This is a genomic window from Streptomyces sp. SDT5-1 (assembly GCF_052245995.1).
GTDB lineage: Bacteria > Actinomycetota > Actinomycetes > Streptomycetales > Streptomycetaceae > Streptomyces.
Window position 1 is genome coordinate 4,687,807 of sequence record NZ_CM125963.1, and the last position, 13,927, is coordinate 4,701,733.

The window sequence follows — 13,927 nt, forward strand, 5'->3', positions numbered from 1 at the left end:
TGGCGGTTTGCGGGAGGGCGAGGTGGGGTGGGGGTCCGGTGGTTAGGGTCCGGGGATGATCGATGTTCCGGTGGGCCTGGTGGAGTCGCAGTACGCGTATGCGGGGGAGGCGGGTCGGGCGTTCGTGGCGGCGCTTCCCGGGCGTGTGGCGGAGTTCTTGGAGCGGTGGGGGCTGACGGTCGACGGGCCGTTGATGCATGGGATGGCGGCGCTGGTGGTGCCGGTGGTGGGTGGTGGTCGGCGGGCGGTGTTGAAGTTCCAGGTGCTGGACGAGGAGACGGAGGGGGAGCCGGTCGCGCTGCGGGCGTGGGGTGGTGAGGGCGCGGTGCGGTTGCTGGAGTACGACGAGGTGACCGGGACGATGCTGCTGGAGCGGTTGGACTCGGGCCGGATGTTGAGTGGTGTGGAGGATTCCAGGGCGGCGGTGCTGGTGATCGCGGAGTTGTTGGGGCGGTTGACGGCGGGTCCCGCTCCGGAGGGGATGCGGTCGTTGTCGGGGATCGCGGCGGGGATGGTGGCGGAGGCTCCGGAGGCGTTGCGCGGGGTGGCGGACGCGGGGGAGCGGGCGTTGTTGGCGGATTGTGCGGCGGCGGTGCGGGAGGTGGCCGGTGAGGCGGGGGATCGGTTGCTGCACTGGGATCTGCATTTCGAGAACGTGCTGGCGTCGGACCGTGAGCCGTGGTTGGCGATCGATCCGAAGCCGTTGGCGGGTGATCCGGGGTTCGATCTGTGGCCCGCGCTGAACAATCGGTTCGAGCCGGGGGAGACGGTGTGGCGGTTCGACGCGATGTGCGGGGTGCTGGGTCTTGACCGGGAGCGGGCGCGGGCGTGGACGCTGGGCCGGGTGCTGCAGAACGCGTTGTGGGACATCGAGGACGGTCGTGAGCTGGGTGCGGTGGACCTGGAGATCGCGCGGATCCTGCGGGGGCGTCTCGCGGGTTAGTCCTGGTGGTCCGGCTGTCGGTGGGGCGGTTTAGTCTGCGGCCATGATTCGTACCGCGACTCCTGCCGATGTTCCTGTCATTCACGCGATGGTCCGTGAGCTCGCCGACTACGAGAAGGCGCTGCATGAGGCGCGGGCGTCGGAGGAGCAGTTGCGTGAGGCGCTGTTCGGGGAGCGTCCGGCGGCGTTTGCGCACATCGCGGAGGACGCGGCGGGTGAGCCGGTGGGGTTCGCGTTGTGGTTCTTGAACTTCTCGACGTGGCGTGGGGTGCACGGCATTTATCTGGAGGACTTGTACGTGCGTCCTTCGGCGCGTGGTGGCGGTCACGGCAAGGCGTTGCTGACGGAGTTGGCGCGGTTGTGCGTGGAGCGGGGGTACGAGCGGCTGGAGTGGTCGGTGTTGAACTGGAACGCGCCGTCGATCGCGTTCTACGAGGCGATGGGTGCGCGTCCGCAGGACGAGTGGACGGTGTACCGGTTGACGGACGAGGCGTTGAAGGCGGCGGGGTCCGTGTAGCGGGGCTGGCGCTCACCGGCGTTCTCTGACTACGGTCAGAGAATGAGTGGGAGTGGGTCCGAGGTCGCGCGGGTGCGCCGGTTCAACCGTGTGGTCGGTGAGCGGGTGGGCGTGCTGCAGGAGCGGTTCCACGGCACGGACCGGCCCTATGGGCAGGCCCGGCTGCTGTGGGAGATCGGTGAGGCCGGGGCGCCGCTCGATGTGCGGCGGCTGCGGCAGCGGCTCGGGCTCGACTCCGGGTACGTGAGCCGGTTGCTGCGTGCTCTGGAGGCGGACGGGCTCGTGGTGGTGGAGCCGCTGGTGAGCGATCGCAGGGTGCGCACCGCGCGGCTCACGGAGCGCGGGCGGGCCGAGTGGGATCTGCTGGACCGGCGCAGCGACGAGGCGGCGGGTTCGCTGCTGGCGCCGCTGAGCGCGGCCCAGCGGGGGCGGCTCGTGGCGGCGATGGCCGAGGTGGACCGGCTGCTGACGGCGGGCACGGTCGCGCTGGACGAGGTGCCGCCGGATCATCCGGACGCCGAGTGGTGCCTGCGCGGCTACTTCGCGGAGCTTCAGGAGCGCTTCGACTCGGGTTTCGACCCGGCGCGCAGTCTGCTGCCCGACGCCGGTGAACTCCGGCCGCCGCGCGGCCTGTTCGTGGTGGCGCGGCTGCACGGGGAGCCGGTCGGCTGCGCGGGTCTGAAGCTGCCGCCGGGTGGTGCGGCCGAGGTGAAGCGGATGTGGGTGGCGCCGCGCGTCAGGGGGCTCGGTCTGGCCCGTCGTTTCCTCGCGGAGCTGGAGCAGCGGGCGGTCGGGCACGGGGCGCGGCTGCTGCGGCTGGACACCAACAGGGCGCTCGGCGAGGCGATCGGGCTGTATCGGGCGTACGGCTTCGAGGAGGTCGAGGCCTTCAACGACGAGCCGTACGCCCATCACTGGTTCGAGAAGCGGATCGGCTGACCGGGGGCGGGGTCAGGGTTCCAGGACGACCTTGCCGGTGGTGCGGCGGGTCTCCAGTGCGCGGTGTGCGGCGGCCGCTTCGGCGAGCGGGAAGCGGTGCACGGCGGGGGTGAGGATGCCGCGGGCCGCGTGGTCGAGGGCGGCGAGTTCGAGGGTGCGCATCGGGTTGTCGCCGCCTGCCTTGCGCATCATGGGCGGGCCGAGGACCTGTTCCTGGGTGAGGCCGCGACGGGCGAGTTCGGCGTCGTCGAGCAGGTGCGGGCCCTGGTCGGCGTCGATGCCCTGGGCGGACCAGCCGAAGACGAGGTGGAGGCCGCCGGGGCCGAGGAGGTCGAGGGCGTGTTCGGTGGTGGGGCCGCCGACGCCGTCGAAGAGGACGGTTGCGGTGCGTCCCGCGAGGAACTTCCGGGCGTGTGCGGGCCATTCGGGGTCGTTGTAGTCGAGGGCGAGGTCGGCGCCGTTGGCTTCGACGGCGGCGGTCTTGGCGGGGCCGCCGGCCAGGCCGATGACGGTGCCGCCCGCGTGCTTCACGTACTGCACGAGGAGGGTGCCGATGCCGCCCGCGGCGGCGGGGACGAGGGCGATGGTGTCGGGGGTGACGGTGGTGAAGTTGAGGATGCCGAGGGCGGTGCGGCCGGTGCCGATCATGGCGACGGCGCCCGCTGCGTCGAGACCTTCGGGGATCTCGTGGAGCCGGTCCGTGTCGGTGACGGCGAGTTCGGCGTAGCCGCCGGGGACCATGCCGAGGTGGGCGACGACCTTCTTGCCGTGCCAAGTGGGGTCGGTGTCGGGGCCGAGCGCGTCGACGGTGCCGGCGACCTCGCGGCCGGGGATCGTCGGCAGGTCGGGGAGGGCGGGGAGCGGGCCCTGGACGCCGGAGCGGATCGCGGTGTCGAGCAGGTGCACGCCCGCGGCCTCGACCGCGATCCGTACCTGGCCGGGGCCCGGTGCGGGGTCGTCGGTCTCCTCGTACGTGAGGTGGTCGGCGGGGCCGAAGGCGTGCAGGCGGACGGCGTGCATGGTGACTCCCCGTGGAGGCGTGGACCGGCTGGCCGCCAGTCTTCGACCTCAAGCGCGGTTGAGGTCAAGGCCGCGGGTGGTGACGGGCCGCCGCAGCGCCAGCGTCGTCGCCTCGATGGCGCTGGTGAAGGAGACCTCGGAGAGCACTCCGGGCGCCGCGACCATGTCGCCGGCCAGGTAGACGCCGTCGCCGCGGTCGATGGCGGGGCGGTCGCGCCAGGTGGTGCCGGGGCGGTCGAGGGCGCCGGTGCGGCCCTGGGCGAGGGCGTCGCGGCGCCACGTCGTGCGTTCGCGCCAGCCGGGGAGGGCCAGGTCGAGGAGGGTCTCGGCGCGTGCGGAGCCGTCGGCCTTCGACTCGTCGGGCGCGATGGGGACCTGCCCCTGGATCAGGCTCTCGACGTGCGGGGCGAGGGTCTTGTCCTGTGCGGTGAACCGTTCGAGCCATGCGGGGAAGTCGATGCCGGACACCGCGAAGGCGTCGCCGCGGCGGCTGCGGACGGCCAGGTCGATCAGTGTCGTACGGCCGCTCTGCCAGGTCAGGGAGGAGTCCCCGATGAGCCTGCGGGCGGCGTCGAGGGAGGTGGCGACGACGACCGGGGTGTCGGTGGGCAGGGCGTCGATCCGGCTCAGGGTCTCCATGCGCACGCCGAGGTTCCAGGCGCGGGAGGCCATGCGGTCGACGACCTGCGACCAGCCGCCGACGGGGTAGTGCGCCTCGGGCGGCACCTTGGCGGTGCGACGCAGCCGTTCCTGGACGAAGCGGGCCGAGAGGGAGCCGGGATCGTGGTGGAACAGGGCGACGGCCGTGTAGTGCGCGGCGGCCCGCGCGGCGTCGGGGCCCGCGACGCGGGTGGCCCAGGTGGTGAAGTCCTCGTCCACGGGCACCCGTTCGGGCCGGTGCCGCAGGAGGCGGAGCAGTCCGGCCGGCGGGGTGCGGCGCAGCACGCCGCCGCGGTGGAAGCGCAGCCGGGCGCCTTCGAGGGCCGGAATGGGCGCGAGCGGCCCGATGAGCCCCCGCTGCTCGAGCCAGGTCCAGTGCGGGCCGCCGTTGTAGAGGGCGTGGGGGCCTTCGTGGGTGAGGTAGGGGGCTTCGGAGGTGCGGGCGCGGCCGCCGAGGGTGTGGTGGGCCTCCTGGAGGGTGACGTGGGCGCCGGACTCGGCCGCGGTGATGGCGGCGGTCAGCCCGGCGAGTCCTCCGCCGATGACGGTGAGGGCGGGGGCGGGGTGGCGCATGGGTGCTCCTGACTGCGTGATCGGCGTTCCGGTGGCCTTCACGAGTACGACGGGCGGGGCGGGCCCGGATGTGACATCGGCGGCGTACGTGCAGGTGGGAGGCGTTGTCAGTGGTGGGGTGCAGCATGGGTCCATGAACGACGGGCGTGGTGGTGCGGGCAAGGTGAAGAAGGCGCGGCGGCCGCAGGTGCGGCTGCCTCCGCTGGTGCCGTGGGAGGGGCGCGGTCTGGAACCGGACGGGGACTACGACGGGGTGGAGTTCCGCGGCGCGGACCTCGCGGGGCAGGAGGGGATCGGGGCGCGGTTCATGGACTGCGCGCTGGCGGCGTGCGCGCTCGACGAGACGGGCCTGGCGCGGGCCAGATTCATCGACTCGGTGCTGACCGACGTGCGGGGAGTCGGGACGAATCTGGCGGAGGCGTCGCTGCGGGACGTCGAGGTGGTGGACGCCCGGCTCGGCGGGGTGCAGCTGCACGGGTCGACGTGGGAGCGGGTGGTGATCAGGGGCGGGAAGATCGACTACCTGAACCTGCGGAAGGCGCGCCTCAAGGACGTCGTGTTCGACGGGTGCGTGCTGGTGGAGCCGGACTTCGGGGGAGCGCGCCTGGAGCGGGTGGAGTTCGTGGGCTGCGCGCTGAAGGGCGTCGACCTCTCGGGGGCGACGCTGGCGGACGTCGATCTGCGGGAGGCGGCGGAGCTGGGGATCGCGCGGGGTGTGGACCGGTTGGGCGGCGCGGTCATCTCACCGGCCCAACTCCTGGACCTGGCCGAGGTGTTCGCGGCGGAACTGGGGGTGCGGGTGGAGTAGTGGCGGGCCGGGCGGGTCAGGGCAGGCGGGGGAAGCGGGCCTGGAGGTCCCACAGGGCCGGGTTGTCGCCCAGGTCCTCGTGCATGTCGGTGAGGTCGGCCAGCAGGTCGTGCAGGAAGTCCCGGGCCTCGCGGCGCAGTTCGGAGTGGGAGAACGTCAGCGCGGGCTCCTCGGCCGGCATCCAGTCGGCCTCGATGTCGACCCAGCCGAAGCGGCGCTCGAACAGCATGCGGTCGCTGGACTCCGTGAAGTCGAGCTCCGCGTGCTGCGGGGTCGCCGAGCGGCTGCCGCGCGGGTCCTTGTCGAGCTGCTCGACGATGTCGCACAGCGCCCACGCGAAGTCGAGCACCGGCACCCATCCCCAGGCTGTGGACAGCTCCCGGTCGGCCTTGGTGTCGGCCAGGTACACGTCGCCCGCGAACAGGTCGTGGCGCAGCGCGCGGACGTCCGCGCGCCGGTAGTCCGTCTGCGGCGGGTCGGGGAAGCGGCGGGAGAGGGCGTAGCCGATGTCGAGCACGTAGAGATGGTGTCACGGGCGCGAGTACCCGGCCGCACGGGCAGGGGCGTCCGGCGCCGCGGTCTCACGGCAGGAGCCGCTGCTCCTTCGCCACGGAGACGGCGCCGGCCCGGGTGTCCACGCCGAGCTTGTCGTAGATCCGGCCCAGGTGCGTCTTGACCGTGGCCTCGCTGATGAACAGGGCCTTGGCGATCTCCCGGTTGCCCAGTCCGTGCGCGAGCTGGGCGAGGATGTCGCGCTCGCGGTCGGTGAGGGTGGGCCGCGGCTTGCGCATATTGGCCATCACGCGGCTCGCGACGGGCGCGGACAGCGCGGTGCGGCCCTCGGCGGCGGCGTGGATCGCGGCGAACAGTTCCTCGGGGCGCTCCGCCTTCAGCAGATACCCGGTGGCGCCCGCCTCGATGGCGCGGGTGATGTCGGCGTCGGTGTCGTACGTGGTCAGCACCAGCACGTGCGGGGTGGGCGCGGGCCCCGACGTGAGCCGGCGGGTCGTCTCGACGCCGTCCATGCCCTCGCCGAGCTGGAGGTCCATCAGCACGACGTCGGGCCGCAGCTTCGCCGCCGACGCCAGCGCCTCCTCCCCGGTCCCGGCCTCCCCGACGACCTCGATGTCCGCGGCACTGTCCAGCAACGCGAGCAACCCGGCACGGACGACGACGTGATCGTCACAGAGCAGGATGCGGATGGGCGCTGTCATGACGGCTCCGTCTCGTCTTCGGGGCGGGCCCCGGTGCCGGGCGAGTGTTCGTGGTCCTGGGCGTCGGTGGGCAATGCAAGCCCCTGCGGCGATTGAGCAGCGGGGCCCGGGGCAGAGCCCCGCGACCGCACCCCCGGCGCCGGTGGAAGGGGGATCGAGGCGGAGACGACCGCCCCCTCACCCGGCGCCGACTCCAGCGACAATCTGCCACCCAGCTGCCGCACCCGCGCCCGGATCGCCGGAATCCCGTGCCCCCGCACCCCGGACGCCCCCGCGGGCAGCTCCGCGGGATCGAAGCCCCGCCCGTCGTCGGCGACGTCGAGGACCACCTGATCGTCGAGCAACGTCAGCGTGATCACCGCACTGCCCGCCCCCGAGTGCTCCCGTACGTTCGCCAGCGCGCCCTGCGCGATCCGCAGCAGCGCCGACTGCACCCGGTCGGGCAGCCGGTCCGCGCGCCCGTCGTCGTCGACACGGACCCGCACGTCGAGCCGGTCGCCCGACTCCCGCGCCGCGACCGCCCGCAGCGCGTCCGTCAGGCCGTGCGCCAGGTCGGCGGGGGCCAGATCGTGCACGAAGCGGCGCGCCTCCGTGAGGTTGTGCTCGGCGATCGACGCGGCGGTGCCGACATGCGCGCGGGCCTTGCCGGGGTCGGCTTCCCACACCCGCTGCGCGGCCTGCAGCAGCATCCGCTGGCTGGACAGGCCCTGCGCGAGCGTGTCGTGGATCTCCATGGCGAGCCGCTGCCGCTCGGCGAGGGTGCCCTCGCGGCGCTCGGACGCGGCGAGTTCGCGGCGGGTGCGGATCAGGTCGTCGATGAGCCTGCGCTGCCGCGCCGCCTGCCGCTTCATCTGGAGGAACACGGCGGTCGCGATCATCACGACGGCCGGCGGGCCGAGCACCAGGTCCGGGTCGAGGCGACCGGCGAGCCGCAGCTGGGCGAGGATGACGAGCACCGTCAGCAGGCCCACCAGGACGAGGGCGGCGCGGGTCGGGAGCGTCCGCAGACCGGTGTAGAAGAGCGGCACCGCGCACCATGCGAAGCTCGGCGCGAGCACCGTGAGCACCACCCACACCACGACGACCAGCGTCAGCCACACCCGCTGCCCGACGGTGGCCCGCTCGGCGACGCCGCGCACGACCCCCGTCCCGTAGGAGAGGGCGAGCACCGCGGACAGGGCGACGATCCACGGGGTGCGACCGTCGTGCGCGTGGCGCAGCAGGAAGCGGGCCAGGGCGACGGCGAGCAGCAGGAAGAACGAGGCGTGCATGACCGCGGTGAGACGGCGGGAGTCGGCCTCGTAGCCGGCGTCGGGACGTTCCTGGCGGGTCCTGGTCACGGCTGCCCTGCACCTCCCTCACGGCGTCGACCTGGGCAAACAATCCCATTGTCGCCGGGTTGTACGCCCCTGGGGTCAACCGATCGGATGACCCCGCTGTCGACCGCCCGGCGCTCCGCGACGAGCCGGTCCGTCGACGGGTGAGGGCGGGTTCCGGACCCAGGATTGATGTCAGAGCGGGACGGCGGCCGACACGGCGGCCACCCGGTCGACCTCCTCCTCCACCGCACCTCCCCCTTCACCCAGGAGTCGTTCCCATGCAGCACGCCAAGAAGGTCTCGAAGCGCACCCGCGTCATCACCGGCACCACGCTGGCCGCCGCGATCGCCGTCGGCGGGTTCGGCGCGTACTCGGCGAGCGCCGCGGACACGGAGCCGGCCGCGCAGGCCGCCGCCAAGCCCGCCGCCGCGAAGGCCGGCAACACGTACCAGTCGAAGCACCTCACGGTGGCCGCCGCCACGGACGCCGCCGAGGCCGTCCTCAAGGCCGCGCAGAAGGAGAACCAGAAGGTCTCCGTCGCCGTCGTCGACCGCAACGGCAACACGATCGTCGAGCTGCGCGGCGACGGCGCGGGACCGCAGTCGCCGGAGTCCGCCGTGAAGAAGGCGTACACCGCGGTGTCGTGGAACGCGCCGACGTCCGAGCTCACGAAGCGTCTCGAGCAGACCCCGAACCTGAAGGACATCCCCGGCACGCTGTTCCTCGCGGGCGGCGCCCCGGTCACCGCCGACAACGCGCCCATCGCGGGCATCGGTGTCGCGGGCGCGCCCTCCGGCGACCTGGACGAGAAGTTCGCGCAGGCGGGCGTCGCGACCCTCAAGTAACGCGACCCCCGAGCAACGCGACCCTCGAGCAATCGGTGCCCTCGGCCCCGGGACACGCCTCACCGGCGACGGTGTCGCGGCCCCGGGGCCCGGCCCCACCGACCGAGCCCTGAGCAACGATGTACGTGCACGCACTGTCCACCGGCACGATCCTGCGGCGCGCAGGGACGATATGGAGCCGCATCATGCAGCACACCGAGAACCGCACGCTCCTCGCCGCCGCCGAGCAGGGCGACGCCGACGCCGTCCGGGGCGCGCTCGCCGCGGGCGCCGACGTCGAGGCCCGCGACCCGCACCGCCGCACGCCCCTGCTCCTCGCCGCGCTGAACGACCACGTCGCCGCAGCCGAGGCCCTCGTCGCGGCCGGCGCCGACCCGAACGCCCAGGACGACCGCGACGACAGCCCGTGGCTGGTCACCGGCGTCACCGGCTCCGTCGCGATGATGCGGGCGCTGCTGCCGGGACACCCGGACCTCGAGCTCACCAACCGGTTCGGCGGCGTCTCCGTGATCCCGGCGTCCGAACGCGGCCACGTCGACTACGTGCGCGCCGTGCTCCGCGAGACCGACATCGACGTCGACCACGTGAACCGGCTCGGCTGGACCGCCCTCCTGGAAGCCGTGATCCTCGGCGACGGCGGCCGCGACCACCAGGAGATCGTGGAGCTGCTCATCACCGCGGGAGCCACCCCCGACCTCGCCGACGGCGACGGCGTCACGCCCCTCGAGCACGCCGAGCGCCGGGGCTTCACGGAGATCGCCGACTTGCTGCGGGCCGTACGGTGAGGCGCGCCGTCCTCGCGGCGATCGCCGTCGCCGTCCTCGCCACCGGGTGCGCCGCGACGGAGGGGGAATCCGACACCCCTTCCCACAAGGCGAGTTCGCCGGCGAAGAACCGGCCCGCCGAAACGCCCGAAGCCGCCGGGACCTCCGAGGCGGCCAGGACCCCCGACGGGACCCTCCTCCTCGCCGACTTCGGTTCCGACACCGTCACCTTCGCCGACCCGGCACCCGGCAAGGGCGCCTTCGACTCGGTGAAGGTGGGGCACGCCCCGTACGGGCTCGTCGTCGGGGACGACGGACGGGCCTGGGTCGCGACCGCGGAGGGCGTCGCCGTCGTCGACACCGACAAGCGGGTGCGCGAGGCGCTGATCCCGTACGAGACCGAGGGGATCGGGCCCGTCACCGACGGCGAGTACCGCGGCGGCGGCATGGGCATCGCCCTCGCGCCCGACGGGAAGCACGTGTACGTCGGGGTCAACGTCCCGGACGGGAACGGGACCGTCGAGACCATCGACACCGCGCGACGGAAGGTCGTCGACACCGCGGACGTCGGCCGCAGGCCCTTCGACGTCGACGTGTCGCGCGACGGACGGCAGGTGTACGCGACGGACCACGACTCCTTCGACGTCACCGTCCTCGACACCCGCGGCGGCGACACCCGCCGCATCGAGGTCGCCCCGTACGGCACCGAGGGCGGGCTCGGCTCCTGGCTGAAGCCGCACTACGCGGCCGTGCGCCCCTCCGACGGAAAGCTGCTGTTCCCCTTCGAGGGCGAGAAGCTCGTCGTCGTCGACCCGGACACCGGCCGTTCGAGCGTGCGGCGGATGACCGCGAACACGCATCAGCACGGCGTCGCGGTCACCGCCGACGGCACGCTCCTCGCCGTCGGCACGGGCCCCATCGACCCCTCCGAGGACGAGGGCCCCTCGCTGACCGTGCGCGCCCCCGACGGCAAGGAGAAGGTGATCCCGCTCGACGGGCCGCACGAGGACGTCGCCGTCTCCCAGGACGGCCGCACCGCGTACGTCACCGGAGGCTTCACCCGCGACGGCTACTGGAACGGCATCACCGTCGTCGACCTCGGCAGCGGCGAGACCCGTCGACTGCCCGTCGGCGAACGGCCGTTGGGGATCGCCGTCCTGTAGGGGCCGGGCCGCGCGTCCGTAACGGGACATTGGGGTCATAGGATCTCGGCGTGCGCCGCCGAATCCGCCTCCCCGCCGCCCTGCTCTGCGCCGTCGCGGCCCTCGCCGCCGTCACCGGCTGCGACGGCGGCGTCAACGGCAGCCCCGGCGCCTCCGGACTGCGCGACCCGTACTTCCCGAAGCTGGGCAACGGCGGCTACGACGTCGGCCACTACGACCTCGACCTGTCCTACGACCCCGACAGCCGCCGCCTCTCCGGCACCGCCGAGATCACCGCGACCGCGCGCCAGGACCTCAGCGCCTTCAACCTCGACCTGAAGGGCCTCACGGTCGACAAGGTCACCGTCGACGGCGCGGAGGCCGCCGCGAGCCGCGCCGGGTACGAGCTGACCGTGCGCCCGCACGACGAGCTGCCGAAGGGCCGCACCTTCCACGCCACCGTCCGCTACGACGGCGAACCCCTCACCATCACCGACGCCGACGGCAGCCAGGAGGGCTGGCTGCGCACCGCCGACGGCGCGCTCGGCCTCGGCGAACCCACCGGCTCCATGGCCTGGTTCCCCGGCAACCACCACCCTTCCGACAAGGCGACGTACGACATCCGCGTCACCGTCCCCAGCGGCGTACAGGCGGTGTCGAACGGCGAGTTGAAGCGCAGGCAGCCGTCGTCCGACGGGCGGCACACCGCGTACGAGTGGCGGGTGCGGCAGCCGATGGCGAGCTATCTGGCGACCGTCGCGATCGGCCGGTACACGACGCGCAGCTACACCACGCCTTCCGGCCTTCCGGTCCGCGTCGCCGTCGACCGGACCGTGCACGACGCCGACCGCGTCCTCGACCGCATCCCCGACGTCATGGCGTGGGAGACGAAGACGTTCGGCCCGTACCCCTTCGACTCGACCGGCGCCGTCGTCGAGCGGCCCGGCGACGTCTCGTACGCCCTGGAGACCCAGAACCGGCCCGTGTTCCCCGGCGCGCCCGACCTGAGCACGCTCGTCCACGAGCTGGCGCACCAGTGGTACGGCGACTCGGTCACCCCGGAGTCCTGGCGCGACATGTGGCTGAACGAGGGCTTCGCGACGTACGCGGAATGGCTGTGGGCGGAGGACCACGGCGGCGACAGCGCGCAGCGCACGTTCGACAAGCTCGCGAAGCGGCCGGCGAGCGACGCCGTCTGGTCGTTCCCGCCCGCCGAGCCGCCGAACGCCGCGCACATCTCCGACGCCCCGGTCTACGAGCGCGGCGCGATGGTGCTGCACCAGGTCCGCAGGACGATCGGCGACGCCAAGTTCTTCGCCCTGCTGCGGAGTTGGCCTGCGGACCACGAGTACGGGAACGCCGACACGGCCGACTTCACGGCCTACGTGGAGAAGCGGAACCCCGGCAAGGGCGAGGCCCTTGCCGGGGTCTGGGAGAGCTGGCTGTACGGGAACGGCAAGCCGGATCCGGCTAGTTGACGTTCACGGCCTTCCAGGCGGCGGCGACGGTGGTCGCCTCCGTGCTGCTCGCGCCGTACAGGTCGCCGGCCGCCTTGATCGTGGCCGCGCGGGCGGCCGCGTAGTCGGTCGTCGACGTCATGTACGTGGACAGAGCCTTGTACCAGATCTGCACGGCCTTGTCCCGGCCGATGCCGGTGACGGTGGAGCCGTCGGAGGTGGGCGAGTCGTAGTTCACGCCGTTGATGGTCTTCTTCCCGCTGCCCTCGCTGAGCAGGTAGAAGAAGTGGTTGGCGACGCCGGACGAGTAGTGCACGTCGAGGCGGCCGGTGGAGCGCGACCAGGAGTCGGCGGACTTGCCGTCCTTGCTCGGCTTGTCCATGTAGCGCAGCGGGGTGCCGTCGCCGTTGATGTCGATCTTCTCGCCGATGAGGTAGTCGCCGACGTCGGCGCTGTTGTTCGCGTGGAACTCGACCGCCGTGCCGAGGATGTCGGACGTCGCCTCGTTGAGGCCGCCGGACTCCTTGCTGTAGTTGAGGTTCGCCGTGGCGGAGGTCAGTCCGTGGCTCATCTCGTGGCCCGCGACGTCGAGCGAGGTCAGCGGGTGGGTGTTCCCGATGCCGTCGCCGTACGTCATGCAGAAGCAGCTGTCGTCCCAGAACGCGTTGACGTAGGCGTTGCCGTAGTGGACGCGGGAGTAGGCGGCCTTGCCGTCGCCCGCGATGCCGCTGCGGTTCAGGGACTCCTTGTAGAAGTCCCAGGTCTCCGCGGCCCCGTAGGCGGCGTCGACGGCGGCGGTCTGCCGGTCGGCGGCGGTGCCGTCGCCCCACTTGTCGTCGGCGTCGTGGAAGAGGGTGCCGGTGCCGGACGTGCCGCCCTTGAGGTCGTACGTCTTGTGGCCGCCGCGGGCGCCGTCCACGAGGTCGTAGCCACCGGAGGCGGCGGTCGAGCCGACGTCGACGGAGCCGCTGTACATGCTGGTACCGGTGCCGTTCTCGATGGCCTGGTACTGGTAGATCACCTTGCCGCTGTCGGCGTCGGTGATCACGTGCAGCTCGCTGGGCGTGCCGTCGCGCTGGGTGCCCTTGACGACGGTCTCGTACGCCAGGGTGGGCGCGGTGGAGGCGTCGGCGGCCCAGACGACCTTGCGGGCGGAGTCGGCGGTGGCGCCCTTGACCGAGTCGCCCGCGGCGGACTTGGCGGACTTCTTCGCGGTGGTCGTGCTGGTGGCGGCGTCCGTCGACGCCACGGATATGGAGCCCTTGCGCGCCTTGGTGGTGCCCTTCACGTCGCCGCCCTTGGCGGTGTGCACGACGAGGTCGCCGCCGAGGACGGGCAGCCCGTCGAAGGTGCGCTCGTAGCGGGTGTGGGTGGTGCCGTCGGCGTCCTTGACGACGTCGCGGGGCACCAGCTTCTCGCCCTTGGCGAGCTTCAACTCGCGGGCGGTGGCGGGGGCTTCGGCCTTGGCGTCCTGCAGGGCGGTGGCCCGTTGCGAGGCGCTGAGCGGGAGCGCCGTGGCGCCTGCCGCACGGTCGGTGGCGGCGGTCGCCGAGGTGCCGGCCGTGACACCGACGACCACCATGGCGGCGGACGCGGCGAGAGCGGCGAGGCGGGGAGCGGTAGAGCGGATTCTCACTCGGACTCCTTAGGTACCCGTGTGGGGATGGGTGCGTGGGGGTTCGGAGGGAGAGTGGCACTCGCGATCAGCCCGGTGACAGAGACCTGT

Annotated in this window: 14 protein-coding genes; 8 read left to right on the forward strand and 6 right to left on the reverse strand. The window is 72.8% G+C overall.

Features of this window, described 5'->3' with window-relative positions; translation table 11 throughout:
* The first annotated feature begins 55 nt into the window (after positions 1 to 55).
* The 3 genes from ACTWJ8_RS21655 to ACTWJ8_RS21665 are packed head-to-tail and all read left to right on the forward strand — an operon-like array spanning position 56 to position 2,399.
* Positions 56 to 943 carry an aminoglycoside phosphotransferase family protein gene (locus ACTWJ8_RS21655; protein ID WP_443260050.1) on the forward strand — a complete coding sequence of 296 codons (888 nt, stop codon included), beginning with the start codon at positions 56 to 58 and terminating at the stop codon, positions 941 to 943.
* A 43-nt stretch (positions 944 to 986) separates the two neighbouring features.
* Positions 987 to 1,460: a GNAT family N-acetyltransferase gene (locus ACTWJ8_RS21660; protein WP_356375607.1), complete on the forward strand. Its 474-nt coding sequence runs from the start codon at positions 987 to 989 to the stop codon at positions 1,458 to 1,460.
* 42 nt (positions 1,461 to 1,502) lie between these two features.
* Entirely contained in the window at positions 1,503 to 2,399 is an 897-nt protein-coding gene (locus ACTWJ8_RS21665; protein WP_443260051.1) for a bifunctional helix-turn-helix transcriptional regulator/GNAT family N-acetyltransferase, read from the forward strand.
* Between the two features lie 12 nt (positions 2,400 to 2,411).
* Here ACTWJ8_RS21665 and ACTWJ8_RS21670 read toward each other — a convergent pair whose 3' ends face one another.
* Both ACTWJ8_RS21670 and ACTWJ8_RS21675 read right to left on the reverse strand, forming a co-directional pair.
* The gene (locus tag ACTWJ8_RS21670) at positions 2,412 to 3,419 is read right to left on the reverse strand and encodes a zinc-binding dehydrogenase (RefSeq protein WP_443260052.1); all 1,008 of its coding nucleotides are present in this window, start codon (positions 3,417 to 3,419) and stop codon (positions 2,412 to 2,414) included.
* Between the two features lie 48 nt (positions 3,420 to 3,467).
* On the reverse strand, positions 3,468 to 4,652 hold the full coding sequence (locus ACTWJ8_RS21675; protein WP_443260053.1) for an NAD(P)-binding protein: 1,185 nt from the start codon (positions 4,650 to 4,652) through the stop codon (positions 3,468 to 3,470).
* A gap of 133 nt (positions 4,653 to 4,785) precedes the next feature.
* On the opposite strand from ACTWJ8_RS21675, the gene ACTWJ8_RS21680 reads away from it, so the two are divergent.
* Positions 4,786 to 5,460, forward strand: a complete 675-nt coding sequence (locus ACTWJ8_RS21680) for a pentapeptide repeat-containing protein (protein ID WP_443260054.1) — start codon at positions 4,786 to 4,788, stop codon at positions 5,458 to 5,460.
* A 16-nt stretch (positions 5,461 to 5,476) separates the two neighbouring features.
* Here ACTWJ8_RS21680 and ACTWJ8_RS21685 read toward each other — a convergent pair whose 3' ends face one another.
* From ACTWJ8_RS21685 to ACTWJ8_RS21695, 3 genes are all read right to left on the reverse strand, one after another.
* Entirely contained in the window at positions 5,477 to 5,977 is a 501-nt protein-coding gene (locus ACTWJ8_RS21685) for a hypothetical protein (RefSeq protein WP_356375592.1), read from the reverse strand.
* 64 nt (positions 5,978 to 6,041) lie between these two features.
* Positions 6,042 to 6,674 (reverse strand): response regulator transcription factor, encoded by a 633-nt coding sequence (locus tag ACTWJ8_RS21690; RefSeq protein ID WP_356375589.1) that lies wholly within the window; start codon positions 6,672 to 6,674, stop codon positions 6,042 to 6,044.
* Positions 6,671 to 7,945 carry a sensor histidine kinase gene (locus ACTWJ8_RS21695; RefSeq protein ID WP_443264957.1) on the reverse strand — a complete coding sequence of 425 codons (1,275 nt, stop codon included), beginning with the start codon at positions 7,943 to 7,945 and terminating at the stop codon, positions 6,671 to 6,673. The genes ACTWJ8_RS21690 and ACTWJ8_RS21695 overlap by 4 nt, the downstream gene beginning before the upstream one ends.
* 326 nt (positions 7,946 to 8,271) lie before the next feature.
* Here ACTWJ8_RS21695 and ACTWJ8_RS21700 point away from each other — a divergent pair, with 326 nt between their 5' ends.
* From ACTWJ8_RS21700 to ACTWJ8_RS21715, 4 genes are all read left to right on the forward strand, one after another.
* Positions 8,272 to 8,838, forward strand: a complete 567-nt coding sequence (locus tag ACTWJ8_RS21700) for a GlcG/HbpS family heme-binding protein (protein ID WP_356375586.1) — start codon at positions 8,272 to 8,274, stop codon at positions 8,836 to 8,838.
* A gap of 185 nt (positions 8,839 to 9,023) precedes the next feature.
* The gene (locus tag ACTWJ8_RS21705; protein ID WP_356375583.1) at positions 9,024 to 9,623 is read left to right on the forward strand and encodes an ankyrin repeat domain-containing protein; all 600 of its coding nucleotides are present in this window, start codon (positions 9,024 to 9,026) and stop codon (positions 9,621 to 9,623) included.
* The gene (locus ACTWJ8_RS21710; protein WP_443260055.1) at positions 9,620 to 10,765 is read left to right on the forward strand and encodes a YncE family protein; all 1,146 of its coding nucleotides are present in this window, start codon (positions 9,620 to 9,622) and stop codon (positions 10,763 to 10,765) included. Before ACTWJ8_RS21705 ends, ACTWJ8_RS21710 begins: the two co-directional genes overlap by 4 nt.
* 50 nt (positions 10,766 to 10,815) lie before the next feature.
* Entirely contained in the window at positions 10,816 to 12,222 is a 1,407-nt protein-coding gene (locus ACTWJ8_RS21715) for a M1 family metallopeptidase (RefSeq protein WP_443260056.1), read from the forward strand.
* On the opposite strand, the gene ACTWJ8_RS21720 is transcribed toward ACTWJ8_RS21715, so the two are convergent.
* Positions 12,215 to 13,783, reverse strand: coding sequence for a M4 family metallopeptidase (locus ACTWJ8_RS21720; protein ID WP_356375996.1), 1,569 nt, complete (start codon positions 13,781 to 13,783; stop codon positions 12,215 to 12,217). The two genes, ACTWJ8_RS21715 and ACTWJ8_RS21720, sit on opposite strands and share 8 nt — an antisense overlap.
* Positions 13,784 to 13,927: the final 144 nt, after the last annotated feature.

Bases quoted from the DNA above. Each gene is read 5' to 3' on its own strand.
- ACTWJ8_RS21655 (WP_443260050.1), top strand. From the start codon at position 56: ATGATCGATGTTCCGGTGGGCCTGGTGGAGTCGCAGTACGCGTATGCG.
- ACTWJ8_RS21660 (WP_356375607.1), top strand. From the start codon at position 987: ATGATTCGTACCGCGACTCCTGCCGATGTTCCTGTCATTCACGCGATG.
- ACTWJ8_RS21665 (WP_443260051.1), top strand. From the start codon at position 1,503: ATGAGTGGGAGTGGGTCCGAGGTCGCGCGGGTGCGCCGGTTCAACCGT.
- ACTWJ8_RS21670 (WP_443260052.1), bottom strand. From the start codon at position 3,419: ATGCACGCCGTCCGCCTGCACGCCTTCGGCCCCGCCGACCACCTCACG.
- ACTWJ8_RS21675 (WP_443260053.1), bottom strand. From the start codon at position 4,652: ATGCGCCACCCCGCCCCCGCCCTCACCGTCATCGGCGGAGGACTCGCC.
- ACTWJ8_RS21680 (WP_443260054.1), top strand. From the start codon at position 4,786: ATGAACGACGGGCGTGGTGGTGCGGGCAAGGTGAAGAAGGCGCGGCGG.
- ACTWJ8_RS21690 (WP_356375589.1), bottom strand. From the start codon at position 6,674: ATGACAGCGCCCATCCGCATCCTGCTCTGTGACGATCACGTCGTCGTC.
- ACTWJ8_RS21695 (WP_443264957.1), bottom strand. From the start codon at position 7,945: ATGCACGCCTCGTTCTTCCTGCTGCTCGCCGTCGCCCTGGCCCGCTTC.
- ACTWJ8_RS21700 (WP_356375586.1), top strand. From the start codon at position 8,272: ATGCAGCACGCCAAGAAGGTCTCGAAGCGCACCCGCGTCATCACCGGC.
- ACTWJ8_RS21705 (WP_356375583.1), top strand. From the start codon at position 9,024: ATGCAGCACACCGAGAACCGCACGCTCCTCGCCGCCGCCGAGCAGGGC.
- ACTWJ8_RS21720 (WP_356375996.1), bottom strand. From the start codon at position 13,783: ATGGTGGTCGTCGGTGTCACGGCCGGCACCTCGGCGACCGCCGCCACC.